Source organism: Variovorax sp. GW458-11-26-14-LB1 (genome assembly GCF_059423965.1).
In genome coordinates this window covers 205,945-227,908 of sequence record NZ_JBWKYW010000003.1, presented here as the reverse complement: position 1 = coordinate 227,908, position 21,964 = coordinate 205,945, and the positions used below count along the sequence as shown (strand labels likewise).

Annotated in this window: 21 protein-coding genes and 1 riboswitch; of the genes, 16 read left to right on the top strand and 5 right to left on the bottom strand. The window is 69.4% G+C overall.

The features are described from left to right. The first annotated feature begins 6 nt into the window (after positions 1 to 6). The 5 genes from AC07YS_RS03880 to AC07YS_RS03860 are packed head-to-tail and all read left to right on the top strand — an operon-like array spanning position 7 to position 4,368. Positions 7 to 639: a phosphoadenosine phosphosulfate reductase domain-containing protein gene (locus AC07YS_RS03880; protein WP_139706772.1), complete on the top strand. Its 633-nt coding sequence runs from the start codon at positions 7 to 9 to the stop codon at positions 637 to 639. Positions 640 to 670: 31 nt separating this feature from the next. Further along, entirely contained in the window at positions 671 to 1,624 is a 954-nt protein-coding gene (cysD, locus tag AC07YS_RS03875; RefSeq protein ID WP_062472495.1) for a sulfate adenylyltransferase subunit CysD, read from the top strand. Continuing rightward, positions 1,624 to 2,961, top strand: coding sequence for a sulfate adenylyltransferase subunit 1 (locus tag AC07YS_RS03870; protein ID WP_495267526.1), 1,338 nt, complete (start codon positions 1,624 to 1,626; stop codon positions 2,959 to 2,961). Before cysD ends, AC07YS_RS03870 begins: the two co-directional genes overlap by 1 nt. 43 nt (positions 2,962 to 3,004) lie before the next feature. Further along, on the top strand, positions 3,005 to 3,334 hold the full coding sequence (gene fdxA, locus AC07YS_RS03865; protein WP_062472491.1) for a ferredoxin FdxA: 330 nt from the start codon (positions 3,005 to 3,007) through the stop codon (positions 3,332 to 3,334). Beyond that, complete coding sequence (locus AC07YS_RS03860; RefSeq protein WP_495267525.1) at positions 3,292 to 4,368, top strand: NAD(P)/FAD-dependent oxidoreductase; 1,077 nt, start codon at positions 3,292 to 3,294, stop codon at positions 4,366 to 4,368. The genes fdxA and AC07YS_RS03860 overlap by 43 nt, the downstream gene beginning before the upstream one ends. Here AC07YS_RS03860 and AC07YS_RS03855 read toward each other — a convergent pair. After that, entirely contained in the window at positions 4,355 to 5,656 is a 1,302-nt protein-coding gene (locus AC07YS_RS03855; RefSeq protein WP_495267524.1) for an aspartate aminotransferase family protein, read from the bottom strand. The genes AC07YS_RS03860 and AC07YS_RS03855 overlap by 14 nt on opposite strands. A 115-nt stretch (positions 5,657 to 5,771) precedes the next feature. Here AC07YS_RS03855 and AC07YS_RS03850 point away from each other — a divergent pair, with 115 nt between their 5' ends. Then, positions 5,772 to 6,512 carry a TetR/AcrR family transcriptional regulator gene (locus AC07YS_RS03850; RefSeq protein WP_495267523.1) on the top strand — a complete coding sequence of 247 codons (741 nt, stop codon included), beginning with the start codon at positions 5,772 to 5,774 and terminating at the stop codon, positions 6,510 to 6,512. Here the strand turns inward: AC07YS_RS03850 and AC07YS_RS03845 are convergent. Continuing rightward, complete coding sequence (locus AC07YS_RS03845) at positions 6,496 to 7,413, bottom strand: LysR family transcriptional regulator (protein ID WP_062472484.1); 918 nt, start codon at positions 7,411 to 7,413, stop codon at positions 6,496 to 6,498. The two genes, AC07YS_RS03850 and AC07YS_RS03845, sit on opposite strands and share 17 nt — an antisense overlap. An 84-nt stretch (positions 7,414 to 7,497) precedes the next feature. On the opposite strand from AC07YS_RS03845, the gene AC07YS_RS03840 reads away from it, so the two are divergent. Genes AC07YS_RS03840 through AC07YS_RS03830 form a run of 3 tightly spaced genes read left to right on the top strand, consistent with a single transcriptional unit; the run spans position 7,498 to position 10,732 of the window. Next, positions 7,498 to 8,529, top strand: a complete 1,032-nt coding sequence (locus AC07YS_RS03840) for a Bug family tripartite tricarboxylate transporter substrate binding protein (protein ID WP_495267522.1) — start codon at positions 7,498 to 7,500, stop codon at positions 8,527 to 8,529. Further along, a complete protein-coding gene (locus tag AC07YS_RS03835; RefSeq protein WP_495267521.1) occupies positions 8,526 to 9,752 on the top strand; it encodes a Rieske 2Fe-2S domain-containing protein in 1,227 nt (408 codons plus the stop codon). Before AC07YS_RS03840 ends, AC07YS_RS03835 begins: the two co-directional genes overlap by 4 nt. Positions 9,753 to 9,757: 5 nt before the next feature. Next, entirely contained in the window at positions 9,758 to 10,732 is a 975-nt protein-coding gene (locus AC07YS_RS03830; RefSeq protein WP_495267520.1) for a PDR/VanB family oxidoreductase, read from the top strand. Here AC07YS_RS03830 and AC07YS_RS03825 read toward each other — a convergent pair. Both AC07YS_RS03825 and AC07YS_RS03820 read right to left on the bottom strand, forming a co-directional pair. Further along, entirely contained in the window at positions 10,706 to 12,637 is a 1,932-nt protein-coding gene (locus AC07YS_RS03825) for an adenylate/guanylate cyclase domain-containing protein (protein WP_495267519.1), read from the bottom strand. The genes AC07YS_RS03830 and AC07YS_RS03825 overlap by 27 nt on opposite strands. 125 nt (positions 12,638 to 12,762) lie before the next feature. Continuing rightward, positions 12,763 to 13,539 carry an enoyl-CoA hydratase gene (locus AC07YS_RS03820; RefSeq protein WP_062472475.1) on the bottom strand — a complete coding sequence of 259 codons (777 nt, stop codon included), beginning with the start codon at positions 13,537 to 13,539 and terminating at the stop codon, positions 12,763 to 12,765. Positions 13,540 to 13,675: 136 nt separating this feature from the next. Between AC07YS_RS03820 and AC07YS_RS03815 the strand changes: the two genes are divergently transcribed. Both AC07YS_RS03815 and AC07YS_RS03810 read left to right on the top strand, forming a co-directional pair. Then, the gene (locus AC07YS_RS03815; RefSeq protein WP_062472473.1) at positions 13,676 to 14,131 is read left to right on the top strand and encodes a MarR family winged helix-turn-helix transcriptional regulator; all 456 of its coding nucleotides are present in this window, start codon (positions 13,676 to 13,678) and stop codon (positions 14,129 to 14,131) included. A gap of 110 nt (positions 14,132 to 14,241) precedes the next feature. After that, positions 14,242 to 14,346, top strand: a riboswitch (TPP riboswitch). A 76-nt stretch (positions 14,347 to 14,422) separates the two neighbouring features. Further along, complete coding sequence (locus AC07YS_RS03810) at positions 14,423 to 15,763, top strand: purine-cytosine permease family protein (protein WP_495267518.1); 1,341 nt, start codon at positions 14,423 to 14,425, stop codon at positions 15,761 to 15,763. Here the strand turns inward: AC07YS_RS03810 and thiD are convergent. Further along, positions 15,708 to 16,556 carry a bifunctional hydroxymethylpyrimidine kinase/phosphomethylpyrimidine kinase gene (gene thiD / locus AC07YS_RS03805; protein WP_495264232.1) on the bottom strand — a complete coding sequence of 283 codons (849 nt, stop codon included), beginning with the start codon at positions 16,554 to 16,556 and terminating at the stop codon, positions 15,708 to 15,710. The genes AC07YS_RS03810 and thiD overlap by 56 nt on opposite strands. A gap of 35 nt (positions 16,557 to 16,591) precedes the next feature. On the opposite strand from thiD, the gene AC07YS_RS03800 reads away from it, so the two are divergent. From AC07YS_RS03800 to AC07YS_RS03780, 5 genes are read left to right on the top strand one after another with little or no spacing between them, the layout of a single operon-like run. Further along, positions 16,592 to 17,698, top strand: coding sequence for an FAD-dependent oxidoreductase (locus AC07YS_RS03800; RefSeq protein ID WP_495267517.1), 1,107 nt, complete (start codon positions 16,592 to 16,594; stop codon positions 17,696 to 17,698). Positions 17,699 to 17,718: 20 nt separating this feature from the next. Continuing rightward, positions 17,719 to 17,916, top strand: coding sequence for a sulfur carrier protein ThiS (gene thiS, locus AC07YS_RS03795; RefSeq protein WP_062472460.1), 198 nt, complete (start codon positions 17,719 to 17,721; stop codon positions 17,914 to 17,916). A gap of 38 nt (positions 17,917 to 17,954) precedes the next feature. Then, complete coding sequence (locus tag AC07YS_RS03790) at positions 17,955 to 18,764, top strand: thiazole synthase (RefSeq protein WP_447787643.1); 810 nt, start codon at positions 17,955 to 17,957, stop codon at positions 18,762 to 18,764. Further along, the gene (gene thiE / locus AC07YS_RS03785; RefSeq protein ID WP_495267516.1) at positions 18,761 to 19,717 is read left to right on the top strand and encodes a thiamine phosphate synthase; all 957 of its coding nucleotides are present in this window, start codon (positions 18,761 to 18,763) and stop codon (positions 19,715 to 19,717) included. The genes AC07YS_RS03790 and thiE overlap by 4 nt, the downstream gene beginning before the upstream one ends. Further along, positions 19,714 to 21,849: a TonB-dependent siderophore receptor gene (locus tag AC07YS_RS03780; protein WP_495267515.1), complete on the top strand. Its 2,136-nt coding sequence runs from the start codon at positions 19,714 to 19,716 to the stop codon at positions 21,847 to 21,849. Before thiE ends, AC07YS_RS03780 begins: the two co-directional genes overlap by 4 nt. Positions 21,850 to 21,964: the final 115 nt, after the last annotated feature.

The window sequence follows — 21,964 nt, the reverse complement described above, 5'->3', positions numbered from 1 at the left end:
AGTCCCATGAGCATCGCCACCGACATCGACTTCGCACGCATCAACACCGAACTCGGCCGCAACGCCGAGGGCCTGGTGGACTGGGCCGTCGGCCTGGGCCAGCCCGCGATCATCACCACCAACTTCCGACCGTTCGAAGCCGTGATCCTGCACATGGTCACGCGCGCCAAGCGAGACGTGCCGGTGGTCTGGATGGACAACGGCTACAACACCGAGGCCACCTACCGTTTTGCCGACGAGGTGACGAAGCTCCTGGGCCTGGACCTGCACATCTACCTGCCGCGCCGCTCGCGCGCCCACCGCGAAGCGGTCGAAGGCGCCACGCCGGCGCTAGACGATCCGCGCCACGCCGCCTTCACCGAAGAAGTGAAGCTGGAGCCCTTTGCCCGAGCCCTGCGCGAAACCGCGCCCAAGGTGTGGTTCACCGCGCTGCGGGCCACCGACACGGCCGTGCGCGCGCAGATGGACCCGGTCAGCGTGAACCCGGACGGCCTGATCAAGGTCGCGCCGCTGCTGCACTGGTCGTCCAAGGACCTGTACGAATACTGCGAAGCCAACGGCCTGCCCAACAACTTCGACTACGTGGACCCGACCAAGGGCGAGGACAACCGCGAATGCGGCTTGCACCTGTCGCACTGAACGATCGCTCTCCGCCTCCAGGACCCATCCGATGAACGCCCGTACCGAAGCCGACCTGCTGCAGCCGCCCATGCATTCACCCGCGAACCTGTCCAACACGCACCTCGACGCGCTGGAAGAAGAAACCATTTTCATCCTGCGCGAAGTGGCTGCCGCCTTCGAGCGCCCCACCCTGCTGTTCTCGGGCGGCAAGGACTCGCTGGTGCTGCTCAAGTGCGCTGAAAAAGCCTTCGGCGTCGGCCGCATTCCCTACCCGCTGCTGATGATCGACACCGGCCACAACTTCCCCGAAGTGACGGCCTACCGCGACCAGCGCGCAAAGGAGCTGGGCGCCGAACTCATCGTACGCAGCGTCGAAGACTCGATGAAGCGCGGCACCGTGCGCCTGGCGCACCCCGGCGAATCGCGCAACGCGCACCAGTCGGTGACGCTGCTCGAAGCGATTGAAGAATTCCGCTTCGACGCGCTGATCGGCGGCGCCCGCCGCGACGAGGAAAAGGCCCGCGCCAAGGAACGCATCTTTTCGCACCGCGACAGCTTCGGCCAGTGGCAGCCCAAGGACCAGCGCCCCGAGCTGTGGACGCTGTTCAACACGCGCCTGGCTCCTGGCGAGCACTTCCGCGTGTTCCCGATCTCGAACTGGACCGAGCTCGACGTGTGGCAATACATCGAGCGCGAGAACGTCGGCCTGCCGTCGATCTACTACACGCACAAGCGCGAAGTGGTCGAGCGCCGCGGCCTGCTGGTGCCGGTGACCGAACTCACGCCGCCGCGCGACGGCGAGACCGTGCAGGTGCGCGACGTGCGCTTTCGCACCGTGGGCGACATCACGACCACCTGCCCGGTCGAGAGCCTGGCCGCAGGCGCGGGCGATGTGGTGCTGGAGACGCTGTCGGTCGACGTCAGCGAGCGCGGCGCCACGCGCATGGACGACATGACGTCCGAAGCTTCGATGGAAAAACGCAAGAAAGACGGTTACTTCTGATGAGCGCAACGATCGCAACCCCCGCCACGACCGACGTCCACGGCGACACCGGCACCGCCCTGCGCTTCATCACCTGCGGCTCGGTCGATGACGGCAAGAGCACGCTCATCGGCCGCCTGCTGGTCGACAGCAAGACCGTGCTGCAGGACCAGCTGGCCGGCGTGCAGCGCGGCGGCGAGACCGACCTGGCCCTGCTGACCGACGGCCTCTCGGCCGAGCGCGAGCAAGGCATCACGATCGACGTGGCCTACCGCTACTTCTCGACCGCCAAGCGCAAGTTCATCATCGGCGACGCGCCGGGCCACGAGCAGTACACGCGCAACATGGTCACGGCCGTCTCGGCCGCCGACGCGGCCGTGGTGCTGGTCGATGCCACCAAGCTGGCCTGGGCCGCCGAGGTCGAAGACGGCACCGTGGTCAAGCGCGAGCTGCTGCCGCAGACGCGCCGCCACACGCTGCTGGCCCACCTGCTGCGCGTGCAGTCGATCGTGTTCGCGGTCAACAAGCTCGACGCCATCGACGACGCCGCGCTCGCCTTCGAACGCATCTCGACCGCGCTGAACGCCTTTGCCGAAGCGGCCGGCGTGAAGGTCGCGGCCATCGTGCCGATCTCGGCCCTCAAGGGCTGGAACGTGGCCACGCGCCATGCCGACTGGGTCGGCTACGAAGGCCCGAGCCTGCTCGAGCTGCTCGAAGACCTGCCCGTGACCGCGCAGGACGAAGCCGTGCCCTTCGCCTTCCCGGTGCAGTGGGTCGAGAAGTTCTCGGCCTCGGCCGACACCTCGCAGGGCCGCCGCGTGTTCTGGGGCCGCGTCGCCTCGGGCCATGTGGAGCCCGGCCAGCGCGTCACGGTGCTGCCCAGCAACCAGACCGCCACCGTCGCCCAGGTGCTGAGCCACACGCGCCAGCCGAAGAGCGTGCATGCGGGCCACAGCGCCGGCATCGTGCTCGACCGCGAGCTCGACGTGTCGCGCGGCGACTGGCTGCTGGCGCCCGAGGCCTTCGAGCCCGTGCGCGAGATCACCGCCACCGTCGCCTGGCTCGACGACGAGCCGCTGGTTGCGGGCCGCGTGTACTGGGCACTGCAGGGCCACCGCTGGGTCAAGGCCAAGGTGGCGCGCATCGTCGATCGCGTGAACATCACGACCCTCGAATCCGAGCCGGCGACCCAGCTGGAGGCCAATTCCATCGGCGATGTGGTGCTCGCGCTGCAGCAGCCGCTGGCCGTCCTGCCCTTCGCCCAATCGCGTGCGCTGGGGTCGCTGGTGCTGGTCGATACGGCCTCTCATCGCACCTCCGCCGCCGTGCTCGTGCAGCCGCCCGCCGCAAAGGCCTAAAATCTAGGGTTTTCCAGCCCCTTCTCCTGACGCTAAAAGACAAATGACCCACGTCGTCTCCGAAGCCTGCATCCGTTGCAAATACACCGACTGCGTGGACGTTTGCCCCGTCGACTGTTTCCGCGAAGGTCCCAACATGCTGGTGATCGACCCGGATGAATGCATCGACTGCGCCGTCTGCATCCCCGAATGCCCGGTCAATGCGATCTACGCCGAGGAAGACCTGCCGGCCGACCAGATCGCCTTCATCAAGCTGAACGCCGAGCTGGCCCTGGCCGATGGCTGGAAGAGCATCACCAAGCGCAAGCCCGCCCTGCCCGAAGCTGAAGAGTGGAAGGACAAGACCGGCAAGATCTCGGAGCTCGTGCGCTGAGCCAGGCGCCCGCACCGGTCGAGACCGACGCGCTGATCATCGGCGCCGGTCCAGTCGGCCTGTTCCAGGCCTTCCAGTTGGGCCTGCTCGAGATTTCCTGCCACATCGTCGACGCGCTGCCCGCCGCGGGCGGCCAGTGCGTGGCGCTGTACGGCCACAAGCCGATTTACGACATTCCCGGCACCCCTGTCACGAGCGGGCGCGATCTGGCGCAGTCGCTGTTGCAGCAGGTGGCGCCGTTCAAGCCGCAATTCCACTTCGGCGAGCAGGTTTCTACCCTGGCCCGCCAGGGCGACGACCGCCTGCTGCTGACCACCTCGGCCGGCACCGCCTTCCTTGCGAAGACCGTGTTCATCGCGGCCGGCGTCGGCGCCTTCGTGCCCAAGCGCATCGCGGTCGACGGCATCGCCCAATTCGAAGGCTCGACGCTGTTCTATCACCCCGATTCGCTCGACCGCTTCGCCGGCCAGACGGTCGTGGTCAACGGCGGCGACGACATCGCGCTGGAAACCGCCATCGCCCTCACGGCCCTGGCCAAGCAGGTGACGCTGGTCCACCGGCGCGACGGCTTCCAGGCCGACGAGGCGAACGTGGCCGCCATGCGCGCCCTCGTGGCCAACGGCAAGCTGGCCTTCCGGGTCGGTCAGCCGAGCGCCTTCGACGGCAAGCAACTGCAGATCACCACGCCCGACGCCACCACGGTCGAGCTTCCGCTCGATGCGCTGGTCGCCTGCCTGGGCATTTCGCCGCGCCTGGGCCCCATCGCCGACTGGGGCCTCGAGCTGGAGCGCAAGCAGGTGCCCGTCGACACCGAGAAGTACGAAACCCGCGAGCCCGGCGTGTTCGCGGTGGGCGACATCAACACCTACCCGGGCAAGAAGAAGCTCATCGTCTGCGGCTTCCACGAGGCCACGCTGGCCGCCTGGGGCGCGGCCGCGCGGGTGTTCCCCGGCAAGGCGATCCCGCTGCAGTACACGACCACCAGCACGCGCCTGCATGAGCTGCTGGGCGTGACGGGCGCTACCCCGCGCTGAGCAGCAGCGGCCGGTAGGCCTCGATGAAGCTGCCCACGGCGGCAACGTAGCGGTCGATATCCTGCGCCGACAACGGCAGCGAGAGCACGACGAATCCACGCGGCGAGGTGTAGATCCCCTCACTCAGCAGGTGGAAGAACAGCAACTGCCGCAAGCGCCCATCCACCGCCGCCAGATCGGCCACGCGCCGCACCTCGCCCCGCAGGAAATGCGCATTCATGAGCGAGCCCACACCGGTGAACTGCATCGCGACGCCTTCACGCTCGCACAGCGCGTTGAGCCGTGACCGCATCGCCTCGCCGCGCTCGGCCAGCCCCCCCGCCGCCTCGGGCGTGAACAGCTGCGTGAGACCCGCATAGCCGGCCGCCATCGTCATCACGTTGTTGTTGAAGGTGCCCGAGTGCGCAAGCGCGCCGGTGCGCGGGTCGAACTGCGCCATCACGTCTACCCGCCCACCGAAGGCGCCGAAGGACATGCCGCCGCCGATGTACTTGCCCAGCGTCGTCAGGTCGGCTCGAATGCCCAGCCCGTTCGCCAGCCCATGCGGCCCGAGCCGCGAAGTCATCACCTCGTCGAAGATCAACAGAGCACCGACCCGCGTGGCCCCGTCGCGCAACGCCTGCAGGAAATCGCGCCGCCCAGGAATGCAGCCGCTCGCGCCCTGCATCGGCTCGACCAGGATGGCGGCGATGTCCGCGCCGTGCGCGTCGATCTGCGCGCGCGCCGTGTCCGCGTCGTTGTAGGGCAGCACGAGGAAATCGAAGGGCACGGTGGTCGGCGACGGCTGGTCGCCGAAGCCGAGCACGCCGCCGTGATAACCGCCCGAGAACACCACGATCTTGCGCCGCCCCGTGAAGCGCAGCGCGGCCGTGAGCGCCATCAGGTTCGCCTCGGTGCCCGAGTTGGTGAAGCGCAGCTGCTCGACCTGCGGAAAGCGCTCGCAGATCGTCTGCGCGAGCCGGCCTTCGAGCAGGTTGTGGCCCGTGAGGTTGATGCCGCCCTGCATCGCCGCGATGACCGCCTCGCGGATCTCGGGCGCCGAGTGGCCGTAGACACCGGCCGTGTACTCGGCGATGAAGTCGGTGTAGCGGTGGCCGTCCGCGTCCCAGAGGGTCGCGCCTTCGCCCTTGGCGATGGTCAGCGGGAACGGCGCATAGAACAGCACCGAGCGGCTGTTGGCGCCGGGCATGTAGCGCGTCTGTGCCTCGAAGCGGCGCAGGCTTTCCGGGTTGCCGTCGGTGAAGCGTTGATGGGCCTGGGCCAGGGCCTGATCGATGGCGGTCGTCATGGGAGACATCCTTTGGGAATGGAACGTACCGGGAGCGCCCGGCCCGTTTAATTGATCAGTGTTCAATTAATAATATTTATACAATCAATTCACCCGCTGCACAATGGCCGCATCCATGAAGAAAAAAGCCCCCGAGCCTCGCCCCCGGACGGCCGGCCGCCCTGCCGGCGGTGCGGCACTGTCGAAGCAGCGCATCGCCGAAGCCGCGCTGGCACACATCGACGCCTTCGGCCTCGGCGCCTTCAGCATGCGCGAGATCGCGGCGCAGCTCGGCGTGTACCCGGCCACGGTGCACTGGCATGTCAGCACGCGCGAGGCCCTGCTGGCCGAAGTCGCCGCCACGGTCATGGCGCAGGTCACGCCGCCCAAGGGCACGCTCGCCTGGCAGGACTGGATCACTGAGTTGTTCCACCGCTGCCGCGCCGCGGTGCGGCAGCACCCCAACGTGGCGCAGCTGCTCGGGGCGCAGCTGGTGTCCAACGGCAGCCTGCCGACCGAGCTGGTCGAAGGCATGCTGGCGGCGCTGACCGAGGCCGGCTTCGACGGCGAGCCACTGCGCGAGGCCTACAACTGCGTGATCGCCGCGATGCTGGGCTTCCTGACAATGGAGTTTTCGCCCCTGCCTGCCGACAACACGCAGGCCTGGGCCGAAGAGCTGCGCGAGCGCGTCCACACGATCCGCCCGCTCGACCATCCCGTGCTTTCGCGCCACCTGCCGCAGCTGGCCAACAAGGCCTTCATCCTGCGCTGGGACAACGGCACCACCGTGCCGCTCGACAGCAGCTTCGAGCGGCACATCCAGATCACGATCGACGGGTTGGAGGCTTTCGCGCGCAGGCTCAAGCCGGCGCAGTGAGCGCGATGCGCAGCAGCGCGTCTTTCAGCCACAGCACGCCCGCGTCGGAATTCGAGCGCCGGTTCCAGCAGACGACCGAGCGGTAGCCCGGCAGCTCGAAGGGCAGCGGGTGCACCGCGAGGCGATCGCGAAAGCGCTCGGCCACGCGCAGCGGCAGCACGGCCACATGGTCGGTCTGCGCCAGCAGGTCGACGATCTGGCCGAAGCTGGTCATCGCCACGCGCATGCTGCGCGTGCGCCCTTGCCGCGCCAGCACCTGATCGATGAGGTCGTCCAGCGCCGAGCTGCCGTAGCCCAGGAACACGTGCGGTGCTTCGCAGAAGGCATCGAGCGTGGCGGCCTCGCCCAGCGTCGGATGGCCGCGGCGCACCGCGACCACGTAGCGGTCCTCGTACAGCAGCGCCGATTCGCAATCGCTCGGCGGCTGCAGGCGCGGCAGCACGGCCACGTCGAAGTCGCCCTTGCGCAGGCGCTCGGTGAGCGTGAGGAAGGAGCTGGTCTCCCAGTGCAGGCGGATGCGCGAGCCGCAGGCCGCGAGTTCGTTGGCGAGCGTGGGCAACAGCAGGTGGCTGGCGTAGTCGCTGCCCGAGATGCGAAAGATGCGCTGCGACGCCGCCGGCTCGAAGCCCTCGCCGGGCTCCAGCATCGCCGACAGGTCGGCCAGCACGCGCTCGACCTGACCGGCCAGCGCATGGGCGCGCGCGGTGGGCTCCACGCCGTGGGCCGTGCGCGTGAACAGCGGATCGCCGAAGGTGTCGCGCAGCCGGTTGAGCGAAGCGCTCACCGCCGGCTGGCTCAGGAAGAGCCGGGTCGCCGCACGCGACACGCTGCGTTCGCGCATCAGGGCATCGAAGGTCCGCAGCATGCCGACGTCGAGGCTGCGGATATCACGTTGGGCCATATCTCATATTCAAAGCTTCGAATTGCCCGCGGGGCAGGCTGTCCGTATCGTCCAGCGCACAAGTACAACACGACTGGAGACACGATGAATCGGTTCAGACCCTCGCCGCCCGAAGCACATGCGGCGGACAAGAAGTGCACCGCGCGCCGCCATGCACTCGGTGTGCTCGGTGCCGGCATCGCGGCCCTCGCCGCCGGCCCCGCCTTCGCGCAACCCGCGCCCTTTCCCAACCGCGTGGTGCGCATCGTGCCCTTCGGCTCGCCCGGCGGACCGATGGACGCCATCGCCCGCGTCTATGCCGAGAAGCTCAAGGCGCGCTGGAACCAGCCGGTGATCGTCGAGGCCCGTCCCGGCGCCAGCGGCACCATCGCGGCCGACGCCGTCGCCAAGGCCGCGCCCGACGGCTACACCGTGCTGCTCACGCTGCCGCTCACGCACATCAACAACGTGGTGCTGCAGCCCAAGCTGCCCTACGACCCGGTGAAAGACTTCGAGCCGCTGTCGCAGCTGGCCACGGGCGGCCCGATGCTGATCGCCCGTGCCTCGGCGCCCTTCTCCACCGTGCGCGAATTCGTGGCCTACGCCAAGGCGCATCCCGGCGTTTCGTACGGCACCTGGGGCAACGGCTCCAACGCGCACCTGTTCGGCGAACTGCTGGCGCGCCAGAACCACATCGACCTCGTGCACGTGCCCTACAAGGCCGAGGCCGCCGCGCACAACGACATGTTCGGCGAAGCGCTGGGCGTGGCCTGGGCCAACCCCGCGACCGCACGCGGCCTCGCACAGGCCGGGCGCATCAAGGTGCTGGGCATCACGGGCCGCCAGCGCGTGCGCTCGATGCCCAACGTGCCGACCTTCACCGAGCAGGGCTTCGCAGGCTTCGACCTCGACAGCTGGATCGGCGTGTATGCGCCCGCGCGCACGCCGCAGCCCGTGCTCGACGAATGGTCGCTCGCGCTGCGCGAGATCACGAAGCTGCCCGACATCCAGGAGCGGCTGGCCGGCTACGGCTTCGAGCCGCTGGGCAGCACGCCCGCCGAATTCCGTGCCGGCTACAAGGCCGACTTTCCCCGCGTGGCGGACCTGATCAAGGCCGCAGGAGTCACCCCCGAATGAGCGCCGTCGTCCCGTCCTCTGCCATCTCCGAGTGGCAACCCATCGCCTTCGACACCGGTACCGCCTACGGCCGCAAGGCGCCGAGCCACAAACCCGAGCTGACCGAGGTCGGCGCGGGCACGCCCATGGGCGAGCTGCTGCGCCGCTACTGGCACCCCATCGGCCTGGCCGCCGACGCCACCGACACGCCGCGCCAGGTGCGCGTGCTGGGCGAAGACCTCATCCTGTTCCGCGACAAGAAAGGTCGCGCGGGCCTTGTGCACTGGCGCTGCGCGCACCGCGGGGCCTCGCTCTACTACGGGCGCGTGGAAGAAGAAGGCATCCGCTGCTGCTACCACGGCTGGATGTTCGACGTGCAGGGCCACTGCGTCGAGCAGCCCTGCGAACCCGACGGCGGTGCGCGCAGCCGCGGCCGCGTGCGCCAGCCCTGGTACCCGGTGCAGGAGCAATACGGCCTGGTCTGGGCCTACCTCGGCCCGGCCGACAAGAAGCCCGTGCTGCCGCGCTACGACTGCCTCGAAACCATGGACGACGGCGAGACCCTGGAAGCCGACGGCAACAGCATCGGCGGCGGCGGGCCGCAGGTCATTCCGTGCAACTGGCTGCAGCACTACGAGAACGTGGCCGACCCCTTCCACGTGCCCGTGCTGCACGGCAGCTTCAGCGGCACGCAGTTCGTGGCGCTCATGGGGCAGATGCCCGACGTGAGCTTCGAGAGCACCGAGACCGGCGTGACGATCACCTCGATCCGCACGCTCGAAGACGGCAGCACCTTCCGCCGCGTGGCCGGCCCCGTGCTGCCGACGCTGCGCGTGGTGCCCAACCCGCGCGTGGCGGCTTACGGGCGCGTCGAGTCGATCGGCTGGGTGCTGCCGATCGACGACCACAGCTTTCGCATCTACACCGTGGGCCGAGTGAAAACCCCGGGCGATCTCGCCCGCGTGCGCTCGCGCCTGAACGGCAAGCTGTGGGAAGAGCTGAGCGAGGCCGAGCACCGCGCCTTCCCCGGCGACTACGAGGCGCAGGTGAGCCAGGGCGCCATCACGGCGCATTCGGAAGAGCACCTGGCCTCGTCCGACCGCGGCATCGTGATGCTGCGCCGGCTGCTGCAACGCCAGCTCGACGCGCTGCGCGAAGGCCGCGACCCGGCCGGCGTGAGCTTCGACCCCGCGGCCCCGCCCGTGCAGTTCGAGGCCGGCAACTTCCTCGTGCCCAAGGAATGAATGGCGTGTCGAGCGGCGCAGGCATCGCGGTGCGGGTGGCACGCAAGACGGTCGAGGCCGAAGGCGTGGCCGGCTTCAGGCTGGTACCCGTCGATGGCGAGCGCTTGCCGGCCTTCACGCCGGGCGCGCACATCGACGTCGCACTGCCCGGCGGGCTCGTGCGCCAGTATTCGCTGTGCAACGCATCCGCCCCTGACGACGAGGGGCACTACGAAATTGGCGTACTGCGCGACGCCGCCTCGCGCGGCGGCTCGCGGGCGATGCACGACACCGTCCATGAAGGCTCAGTGTTGCAGATCGGCCCGCCGCGCAACCTCTTCGCGCTCGACGAAAGCGCAACGCACAGCCTGCTGCTGGCTGGCGGCATCGGCGTGACGCCGCTGCTGTCGATGGCGCAGCGGCTGGCCACGCTGGGGGCCGACTTCGCGCTGCATTGCTGCAGCCGCTCGGCGGCGCGCGCGCCCTACCGGCGGCGGCTCGAAGACAGCGCGTTCGCAGACAAGGTGTTCTTCCACCACGACGACGGCCCGCCCGCTCAGCACATCGACCTCGCCGCCACCCTCGGCCGTCCGGCGCCGGGCCGACACGTCTATGTCTGTGGCCCCTCGGGCTTTCTCGAGGCCGTGCGCATGACCGCGCGCGCCCTGCACTGGGCGGACGCGCAGGTGCACTTCGAGTCGTTCTCGGCCGCCGCACCGCCGGCCGATGGACAAGGCAGCTTCGAGGTCGAACTGCACCGCTCGCGCCGCGTCGTCCGTATCCCCGCGACGATGACGGTACTGGACGCGCTCGCCGCCGAGGGCATCGAGATTCCGGTCTCGTGCGCGCAAGGCGTCTGCGGCACCTGTCTCACGCGTGTGCTCGCAGGCGAGGTCGCGCACCACGACCTCTATCTGACACCCGCCGAGCAGGCGGCCAACGACTGCTTCCTGCCCTGCTGTTCGCGGGCCCGCTCACCGAGGCTGGTGCTCGACCTCTAGCAGCTCGTAGAGCACCATCCGCGTCTGCCGCCCTCGCAGCTCGATCTGCTCCTCGATGCGCCGCGTGGCCAGGCGCCCGCCCAGCCCTTCGAGGGTCGCCTCGGACATCAGCGTGCGCGTGCCCAGTTGCTTGTTGGTGCCCTCGATGCGGCTGGCCGCATTGATCACGTCGCCGAGCGCCGTGTACGACAGCCGGTCGCTCGAGCCGAGCACCCCGGCGATCACGATGCCGGTGTGCATGCCGATGCGCGTGCGAAAGGGCTGCAGGCCCTCGGCCTGCCAGCGGCGGTTGAGCTCGGTCATCTCGGCGTGCAGTTCGAGCGACGCCACGCAGGCGCGGTACTCCGCGTCGGGCAGGTCGGTGGGCGCGCCCCACAGCACCATGATGCCGTCGCCCATGAACTTGTCGATCACGCCGCCGTGGCGCGCGAACACGCGGGTCGCGAGGTTGAAGTAGTCGGTCAGCTGCCGCATCAGCACATCGGCCGGCATCGATTCCGCGATGGCCGTGAATCCTTCCACGTCGGTGAACATCGCGGTGACGCGGCGCGGCGACCCGTTGGGTTCGAGTGCATGCCCTTCGGCGATGAGCTGGCGGATCACGTCCACCGGCACGAACTTGCGAAAGGCCTGCAGGCTGCGCGCGGATTCGTCCAGCGCCTGGTTCAGGTGCTGGATCTCGAGCACGCGGCTCGACTCGCGCGGCAGGTCGTCGAGCTCCAGCCGCCCGATGCGCCGCGCCGTGCGCGAGAGGCTTTCGATCGGCGCGGTCACCAGCTTCGACAGGCGCAGCGAAATGAAGAGCGCGATCGCCAGGAACGCCAGCACCAGCAGCAGCGACCACAGCACGTTGCGATGCAGCGCACCCAGCAGTGCCTCTTCGGGCTCCCAGCTGACCAGATGCCAGTCGGTGGCCGGAATGCGCGAGGTCTGCACCTGGTAGTGCATGCCCTCGTGCACGAGCGCAAAGGCCATGTCCTCGGTCCAGCCGCGGCTGCCGTTGGCCAGCATGTGGGTGTGCAGCGCACCGAGCACGCCCTCGTCCGGGTCTTCGAGCACGCGCACGGAATGCGGGTGGTCGCTGCGCGCGATCACGTGGTGGTCGGCACTCAACAACGCGCTGTGGCCGTGGCCCGTGCCGCCGAACAGGCGCACGAGGTTGGAGAGATGCCCCAGCGACACGCTGGCGACCGCCACGATCGTCTGCGTGACGCCCTCCTCGTCCTGCCGCCGGCTCGGCCGCGCGTGGCTCACGCCCAGCTCCTTCATCGAGGGCAGCACGAAGGGCGCGGTCCACACGGCGCGCTGCGCCTTCTCGGCCTGCGTGAACCAGTCCTCGTGCACCGGGTCGTCCTCGCTGCGGAAGGCCTCGATGCGCGTCGTCTCGTAGCGCCGCCGCGGGTCTTCGTCTTCGTCGCTGTCGGGCGGCGACTTGTACTCCCAGGTCTCGGTGGTGAAGTCTTTCTCGCGCAGCACCTGCCGCACCACCGGCGCGGGGTGGCGCATGGCCATCAAGAAATGGCCGTCGTCGCTGCCCACGCCGATGCTGTCGATTTCGGGTGTCTGTTCCAGCGCGGCCCAGAGCAGCTCGGCGGTCTGCTCGCCGTCGTGGCCCGCCGGATGCAGGTCGGGCGTGTGGGCGATGGCGCGCACCAGGCCCTCGGTCTTGGCCAGGAAGGCGAGGATGTTGTCCTCGACCCGGTCGTGGTTGACCTTGTGCGCCGACTCGCCCACCTTCGACACCAGCTTCTCCGCCCCCCAATAGCCGAAGGCCACCAGCAGCAACGACTGCAGCAGCGCGACCGCGCAGATGATGGTGCCGACGTCGACCCGGAAGCGCCGCAGCCGCGCGTGGGGTGCGGGCGATGAGGCCGGTGGTTCCGGGTGCTTGCGGTCGTCTGTCATGTGCGGGGAGCCTCCAGGGCATTCGAAGGCGCCCTCGTGGCGGAGATTCTCACCCGGGCCGGGGGCCCGCGGACCGGCGCATCACGGGTCGGCCGACATCTGGACGATGACCGGCCCGCTTGCCGCTACGCCGCAGTCTTTGAGAAGTCAGGGGCCCGCTTCTCAGCGAACGCCGTGAAGGCTTCGCGCGCTTCGGGACTCTGGAGGCGCTCCACGAACTGCGCGCCTTCGAGGTCCATCTGGGCTGCAACGGCCGCGCCCTGCTTCATCAGGCCCTTCGTCAGCTTCAACGAGCCCGCGGCACGGCTGGCGAGCAGCTCGGCAACCTTCTGCGCCTCGCCGTGCAGGTCCGACACAGGAACGACCCGGTTCGCGATGCCCCAGGCCAAGGCCTGCGCAGCGGACACCGGCAGGCCCAGCGCAAACATCTCGTAGGCACGAACGTGGCCGATGCGGGCAGGCAGCAGCAGGCTCGACGCCGCTTCGGGAACCAGCGCCAGGTTGACGAACGGCGTGGACAGCAGCGCATCCTCAGCCAGCACGACGAAGTCGCAGTGCAACAGCAAGGTGGTCCCCACGCCGACTGCGCGTCCGTTGACCGCCGCAATCACCGGTCGCGTTGAACTCGCCAACGCACGCAGGAAGCGGGCGACATGGCGCTCTTCGTTGCCGGCCTTCCCGGCAGCCACGGCAGCAAATTCGCCCAGGTCGTTGCCCGAGGTGAACATGCCACCTTCGCCTCGCATCACGATGGCCCGGACGGACGGGTCGCTCTCGGCACCTGCGATGGCATCGGCCAGACGGCCATACATCGCATTGGTCAGTGCATTCATCTTCTCCGGCCTGGCCAGCGTGAGGGTCAGGACACCCTGGGTGGATTCGACGGTCACGTATTCGGTCATAGGTTCTCCTGGTTGCCCTCTCGCACCGTGCGAGAGGGATGGCATTTAATTCGCATACGAAGTATATGCTTCGCGTGCGAAATAAATACGGATAAGATGTAACCTGCAGCGCCTTCGCCCAGGCCACAGGAATCCGATGAAAGCTCAAAAAAAATACAGGCTGGTGTTTCTTCTGAACGTCGCTCAGCGGGCGGTGCAGCGCTGGAAAGAAACCCGCGGCGACGCCCTACCCGCGCTGTCGGCAGCCCAGGCCGGCACGATGTTTTTCCTGTCGACCAACGATGGCGCCCTGACGGGAGAAGTCGCGCAGGCACTGAACATCGGTGCACCGGCCATGTCCGGCCTTGCCGCCCGGCTCGAAAAAGCCGGCTACCTGACCCGCGCGCAAGACCCGAACGACGGGCGCGCATTCCGCCTGTACCAGACCGAGGAAGGACGGCTTGCCGGACAGCGTGCAAAGGCCGGGCTCGGCGCGTTGAACGCACGGCTGACCCAGGGCTTCAGCGACGAAGAGATGGCAATCGTCGGCCGGTGGCTCGAATCGGTGGTCGAGAATTTTTCCGCCGAGGGCGCGGGAAAGCACGAGGAATAGGCCCTCGGCCCCGGCACGCCATCGGTGCGGCGGGTGCAAGGCCCGCTGTGGCCGGATTCTTCCGTGCGCAGGAACTTTTCGGTGCGTCTGCGACACACGCGCCTAAAATGACATTTCGCTAGGGGTGCTGCACCGGTTTCGACCGGTGTGGCTGAGAAAGTCCCTTTGAACCTGACTGAGGTAATCCTCGCGCAGGGAAGCTGGTCCGGTGGCCTGTCGCGTTGTCTCGCGTGACGGCCGCGCCACTGGAGCCTCGCCCACCTGCCAAACCTTTTGCACTGGAGCAAACGGATGGCACACAACGACAACGACAGTTCCGCTTCGTCCGGCAACGAAGCGCTCACGCCCCTGCCCGCCTCCCGGCGCGTCTTCGGCTGGCACGACCACGCCTCGCTGTGGTTCAGCCTCGGCGTCGGGCTGCTGGTGATGCAGATCGGCGCCTACCTGGTGCCGGCCGTGGGCACACGCGACGCGGCGCTGGCCATCGTGCTGGGCTCGCTGCTCGGCGCCGGGCTGCTGGCCTGGACCGCGCGGCTGGGCTGCGAAACCGGGCTGGCCAGCGCCGGCCTGATGCACGCCACCTACGGCAGCGCCTTCGCGCGGCTGCCGGTGCTGCTCAACATCGTGCAGCTGGTGGGCTGGACCACCTTCGAACTCGTGATCATGCGCGAGGGCACACAGGCGATCGGGCAGCAGGCCTTCGGCGCCGCGCTGGGCACGGCCTGGGGCGGCGTGCTGACGACGCTGCTGTGGGGCGCGGTGCTGCTGGCGCTGCTGGCCGGCTCGATGGTGAAGCTGGTGCGCCGCTTCGTGAGCCGCTTCGGCCTGCCGCTGGTGGTGCTGTCGCTGCTGTGGCTCAGCTGGCAGTTCGCCACGCAGCTTCACGCCAAGGGCCTGGACGCCTTCTGGGCGCGGCCGGGCAACGGCAGCATGGGCATGTTCAGCGCGCTCGACCTGGTGATTGCGATGCCGGTGTCGTGGCTGCCGCTGGTGGCCGACTACGCGCGCCACGGCAAGCGCAGCGCCGCGGGCGGCCTGGGCAGCGCGTTCAGCGGCACCTGGATCGGCTACGCGCTCGCCAACATCTGGTGCTATGCGCTGGGCGTGATGGTGGTGAGCGTGGCCGAGCCGGGCACCAGCCTCGTCATGGCGCTGCTGCTGGCGCAGGGCGGCCTGGTGGCGCTGGGGCTGATCCTCATCGACGAACTCGACAACGCCTATGGCGACGTGTACTCGGGCTCGGTCTCCACGCACAGCCTGCTGCCCCGCTGGAGCGTGAAGCGCTGGGGCCTGCTGCTGGCGGTGCTGTGCATCGGCCTGGCGCTGGTGCTGCCGATGCACACGCTCGAACCTTTCCTGCTGCTGCTGAGCTCGGTGTTCGTGCCGCTGTACGGCGTGATCCTCGGGCGGCTCGGCAGCGGCCACGCCGTGTCGGCCAGCGGCACGCGCACCATCGACTGGGGCGCGGCGCTGATCTGGCTCGCGGGCATCGCGGCCTACCACGCGCTCGCCAAATGGGCGCCGCAGTTCGGCTCGGCGTTGCCGACGCTGGCGGCGACCTTCGTGCTGGCCTGGCTCAGCCGCCCGACAGCGGCACGCGGTGGGTCGGCACTGGCGCAAAGCCGTGGTTGAGCGGACCGTGGCCCGCGCCGACCAACACATCCGCACCGGCGCGCATCGCGCCGAGGATGTACGCGCGTGCGCGCTCGACCGCGTCGGGCAGCGCCAGGCCCAGTGCCAGGTGCGCGGCGATGGCCGACGAGAGCGTGCAGCCGGTGCCGTGCAGGTTGCGGCTGGCGATGCGTTGCGACGCGAGCCGCTTGCGCGCGCCGCTGCGCTCCAGCAGCACGTCAACCACCTCGTCGCCCGGCAGGTGGCCGCCCTTGAGCAGCACGGCCTTCGCGCCGAGCGCGAGCAGTTCATCGGCCGCGCCGTCGAGCGCGTCGATGCCGCCGATGGCATGGCCGACCAGCAAGGCGGCTTCGTCGAGGTTGGGCGTGACCACCACGGCGCGCGGGAACAGCTCACGCACCAGCACCTGCACGGTCTCGGCCGCGATCAGGCGGTCGCCGCTGGTGGCGATCATCACGGGGTCGAGCACCACGTTCTTCAGCTGGTAGCGGTCGATGGCCCAGGCCACCACCTCCACCACCTCGGGCGCGTGCAGCATGCCGAGCTTGACGGCGTCAACGCCGATGTCTTCCACCACGGCCTGGATCTGCGCCTTCAGGAAATCGGGCGGCACGCCGTGGATGCCCGAGACGCCCACCGTGTTCTGCGCGGTGAGCGCGGTGATGGCCGTCATGCCGTAGCAGCCGAGGGCCGCGAAGGTCTTGAGGTCGGCCTGGATGCCGGCGCCGCCGCCGCTGTCGGAGCCGGCGATGGAGAGCACGCGTGCGTAGCGCTGGGTGGGTGCTTGGGTCATGTCGAAAATTATCGGCGAGCCGACGGAGGCGCCGCATGAGCACACCGCATCCCCTGCCTTTCGGCTCGGCGGCGATCCTCGGCGCGGGCCTGATGGGTCGCCTGCTCGCGGTCGAGCTGGCGCGCGCCGGCTGCCGCGTCGACCTGTACGAAGCCGGCAGCCCCGAGGCCGAAGGCGCGGCCGCGCGCGTGGCCGCGGCCATGCTCGCGCCGCTGGCCGAATCGGCCGTGGCGCCGGTGTCGGTCGTGCGCATGGGCCAGCACGCGCTGTCGCGCTGGCCCGAGCTGCTGGCGCCGCTGGCGCAGCCCGTGTTCTTCCAGCGCGAAGGCACGCTGGTGCTGTGGCACCGCCAGGACGCCGCCGAAGCCACGCGGCTCGCGGGCGTGCTGGCGCGCACCGGTGCGCAGGTGCCCGAGCTGGCACCGATGCAGGCGCTCGACACCCCCGCCGCCATCGCCGCGCTGGAGCCCTCGCTGGGCACGCGCTTCGCCCGCGGCCTGTACCTGCCGGGCGAAGGCCAGCTCGACAACCGTGCGCTGCTGGCGTCGCTGCGCGCCACGCTCGAAGCCGATGCGCGCGTGACGCTGCACTGGCAGTCGCCGCGTGCGCCCTCCGACTTTTCGCCCGGCACAGCGGGCCAGCCCGACTGGGTGATCGACTGCCGCGGCCTGGGCGCCAAGCCGCAATGGAACGCGCTGCGCGGTGTGCGCGGCGAGGTGGTCCGCGTGCATGCGCCCGAGGTCACGCTGCAGCGCCCCACGCGCCTCGTGCATCCGCGCTATCCGCTGTACATCGCGCCCAAGCCCGACCACCTGTTCGTGATCGGCGCGACCGAGATCGAGTCGGACGACCTGTCGCCCGCCAGCGTGCGCTCCACGCTCGAACTGCTGAGCGCGGCCTACGCGGTGCACAGCGGTTTTGCCGAAGCGCGCATCGTCGAGATCGCGACGCAATGCCGGCCCACGCTGCCCGACAACCTTCCCGCCATTCGCCAGCCGCAGCCGCGCGTGCTGCAGATCAACGGCCTGTACCGCCACGGTTTCATGATCGCGCCCGCCCTGCTCGACGCCGCGATGGAGCTGCTGGCGCATGGCCGCTCCACGCTCGCGCGTGGCTTCGGCATGGACGTGCCCGACGCATGACGAGAACAACGACAAGCCCGATGAACATCCTGATCAACGACAAGCCCTGCACGCTGCCCGAGGGCGCGCTGCTCGCCGACGCGCTGGCCGTGCTGCAGGCGGTACCGCCTTTCGCGGTGGCGGTGAACCGCGAGTTCGTGCCGCGCTCGGCCTATGCCACGCACCCGCTGCACGCCGACGACCGCGTCGAGGTGATCCGCCCGGTGACCGGCGGCTGACCGAACGCACCAGAGACAAGACGATGGAGACAACAACCATGACCAATCCCGACCCCCTGGTCCTCTACGGCCAGACCTTCCACAGCCGCCTGCTGCTGGGCACCGCGCGCTACCCGTCGCCCGACGTGCTCGAAGCGGCTGTGCAGCGCGCGAAGCCCGCGATGCTGACCGCCTCGCTGCGCCGCCAGACCGCCAGCCAGGGCTCCGGCAACAGCGACCTCGGCAACGGCTTCTGGGAGCTGCTGCGCAAGCTGGCCGTGCCGGTGCTGCCCAACACCGCCGGCTGCCACAGCGTGCAGGAGGTGATCGCCACCGCGCAGATGGCGCGCGAGCTGTTCGACACGCCGTGGATCAAGCTCGAGCTCATCGGCGACGACTACACGCTGCAGCCCGACACGCTGAACCTCGTCGATGCGGCGTCGCAGCTGATCCGCGACGGCTTCCATGTGCTGCCGTACTGCACCGAAGACCTCGTGCTGTGCCAGCGCCTCGTCGATGTCGGCTGCCAGGCCGTGATGCCCTGGGCCGCGCCCATCGGCACCGGGCGCGGGCCGGTCAACCCGTATGCGCTGCGCCTGCTGCGCGAGCGGCTGCAGGTGCCGATGCTGGTCGACGCAGGCCTCGGCCTGCCCTCGCATGCGTGCCAGGTGATGGAGTGGGGCTACGACGGCGTGCTGCTCAACACCGCCGTCGCGCTCGCACAGGAGCCGGTCGCCATGGCCGGCGCGTTCGCCGACGCGGTGCAGGCCGGCCGCGCCGCCTACCGCGCCGGCGCGATGGCCGCGCAGGATGCCGCGCAGCCCAGCACGCCCGTGCTCGGCACGCCCTTCTGGCACCACGCACCATGAACCCCATCGACACCCCCAACGCCCGCGCCGTGGCGCAAGCCATCGTCGCGGCCCACGGCCTGCGCTTCGGTGCCGCCACGGCCACGGCCGTGAGCGCGCCGCGCTTCAGCTCAGACGACGCCATCTATCGGGGCGCCAAACAGGCCTGCACCGCGCTCGGCTTCATCGAGATCGACGCCGAATTCCTCGCCCATGCGTGGCGCGCGCAGACCGAACGGCTCAGCCAGTTCGACGCGTCGGCATGGCCCGATGCGCCGGTCGATTTCGGCATGGGCCCGTTTCCGCCGACCGTGCGCGCCGACGCCTTTCCGCCCTGCCCCGAACGGCTCGGCCTCTACGCCGTGCTGCCCGACGCGGCATGGGTCGGCCGCATGGCGCGCGCCGGCGTGCCGACGGTGCAGCTGCGCTTCAAGTCGGACGACGCCGAGGCCGTCGCGCGCGAAGTGCAGGCCGCCGTCGACGCGGTGCGCGGCACCGATGCGCTGCTGTTCATCAACGACCACTGGCAGGTCGCCATCGCGGCCGGCGCCTACGGCATCCACCTCGGACAGGAAGACCTCGACGCGCTGTCGCCCGATGAGCTTCAACAACTGCGCGCTTCCGGCCTGCGGCTCGGCGTGAGCACCCATGGCTACGCCGAGATGGTGCGCGCCGACGCGGTGAGCCCGAGCTACATCGCGATGGGCGCCATCTACCCGACCACGCTCAAGAAGATGGCGACCGCGCCGCAGGGCGTGGCGAGGCTCGCGGCCTATGCGCGGCTGCTGCGCGGCTACCCGCAGGTGGGCATCGGCGGCGTCGATGCCGTGCGGTTGCCCGAGGTGCTAGCCACCGGCGTCGGCTCGGTCGCCGTGGTGCGCGCGCTGGTCGCCGCCGACGACCCCGAGGCCACGGCCGCGCAATGGATGACGGCGATGCACGCCGCCCCCGGTTCCCTTGAACGCACAGAATGAACGCTCGACTTTTCTCGCCCTCCCCGCTCTCGTGCGCGCTTGCCGCCGCCCTTCTCACTTTCGGTGCTTGCGGCGCGCATGCGCAATCGCAAGCCTTGCCCGAAGTCACCGTGAACGACGGCGCCGCCGCGCCGCAGGCCGACATCAGCGGCTTCGGCGACGTGCCGCTGCGCGAGCTGCCGCTGTCGGCCACCGTGATCGACAGCCAGCAGCTGCGCAGCAGCGGCGCACGCCGCCTCGCCGACCTGACGCAGTTCGACGCCTCGGTCACCGACGCCTACAACTCGGCCGGCTACTGGGACTACCTCACGGTGCGCGGCTTCGTGCTCGACAACCGCTTCAACTACCGGCGCGAAGGCCTGCCGATCAGCGCCGAGACGGCGATCCCGCTCGATAACAAGGAGCGCATCGAGATCCTGCGCGGCACCAGCGGCATCCAGGCCGGCACCAGCGCGCCGGGCGGGCTCGTCAACTACGTCGTCAAGCGCCCGACGGAGCAAGACCTGCGCACCATCCGCCTCGAAACCACGAGCCGCGGCAGCGTGCTGAGCGCGCTCGACGTCGGCGGGCGCTTCGGCGAGAACCGCCAGTTCGGCTACCGGCTCAACGTGGCCGGCGAAAAGCTCAAACCGCTCACGCACAACCTCGACGGCAGCCGCCGCCTCTTCTCGCTCGCGGCCGACTGGCGCATCACGCGCGATTCGGTGCTCGAGTTCGAGGTGGAGCAAAGCCACAAGCAGCAGCCGAGCCAGAACGGCTACAGCCTGCTGGGCAACACGCTGCCCCGGCCGGTCGATCCGCGCATCAACCTCAACAACCAGCCGTGGTCGCAGCCCTCGGTGTTCAAGGCGTTGACCGGCACGGTGCGCTTCAGCCAGGCACTGAATGCCGACTGGCGCTGGAGCGCGCAGATCGGCCAGCAGCGCCTGAAGACCGACGACCGGCTGGCCTACGCCTTCGGTTGCGGCGCCGAAGGCAACTACGACCGCTACTGCTCCGACGGCACCTTCGACGTGTACGACTTCCGCAGCGAGAACGAGCGCCGCACGCAGACCGCGGGCAGCCTGAACCTCAAGGGCAACGTGATGACGGGCAGCGTGCGCCACGAGCTGGGCTTCGGCCTGCTGCAAAGCCGCGTGCGCAACCGCTTCCAGGACCAGGCCTACAACTACGTCGGCACCGGCAACATCTGGGCCACCGCGATGACGCCGGCCGACCCGCGCCTGACCGACGCCAACACCAACCGCAACGAGCGCTCGACCGAGCTGTCGGTGCAGGACGCGATCCGCTGGAACGACCGCTTTACGACCTGGATCGGCGCGCGGCATACGCGGCTGTCGCGCGACAGCATCCGCACCGACGGCTCGCGCCCCACCGGCTACAGCGACAGCATCACCACGCCGTGGATCGCGGCCAGCTACACGATCCAGCCCGGACTGCTCGCCTATGCGAGCTGGGGCAAGGGCGTCGAATCGCAGGTCGTGCCGAACAAGAGTTCGCAGTACGCGAACGCGGGCGAGGCCCTGCCCGCGCTGCAGTCGCGCCAGTGGGAACTCGGCCTGAAGGGCGGCGACGCGGCGTTCAACTGGCAGGTCGCGTGGTTCGACATCTCGCGCCCGATGACCAACCTCGACCTGTGCGGCGAGTTCTGCACGGTGCGCAACGACGGCCGCGCGGTGCATCGCGGCCTCGAGGCCGGCGCGCAATGGACCGGCGGCCCGTGGCGCCTGGGCGGCAGCCTGGCGCTGATCGACGCCAAGCGGCGCGGCAGCACGGCCGCACCCGAACTCAACGGACAGGCGCCCACCAACGTGCCCAAGCAGGTGCTGCGCGCGCAGGCCGCGTACCGCTTCGCGTCGGTGCCGGGCCTCGAACTCGCGGGACAGCTGTCGTACGAAGGTCGCCGCAACGTGCTGCCCGACGGGTCGATCCGTCTGCCGTCGTGGACGCGCCTGGATGCGGTGCTGCGCTACGACACCAAGCTGGCCGGCATGGCCACGAGCTGGACGCTGGCCGTCGACAACCTGTTCGATCGCCGCTACTGGAAGGAATCGCCCTACCAGTTCAGCCACGTCTACCTGTTCCCCGGCGCGCCGCGCACGCTGCGCCTGGGCGTGAGCATCGCGATGTGACGACATGAGTGGGGTGCTTCGTCTTCGTCATCGCGGCGTCGTTGCCACGAATTCGTTGCGCCGGCGCCGCGTTGTTTTGGAAGCCCCAAAAATCACGCTATAATCTAAGGCTTGT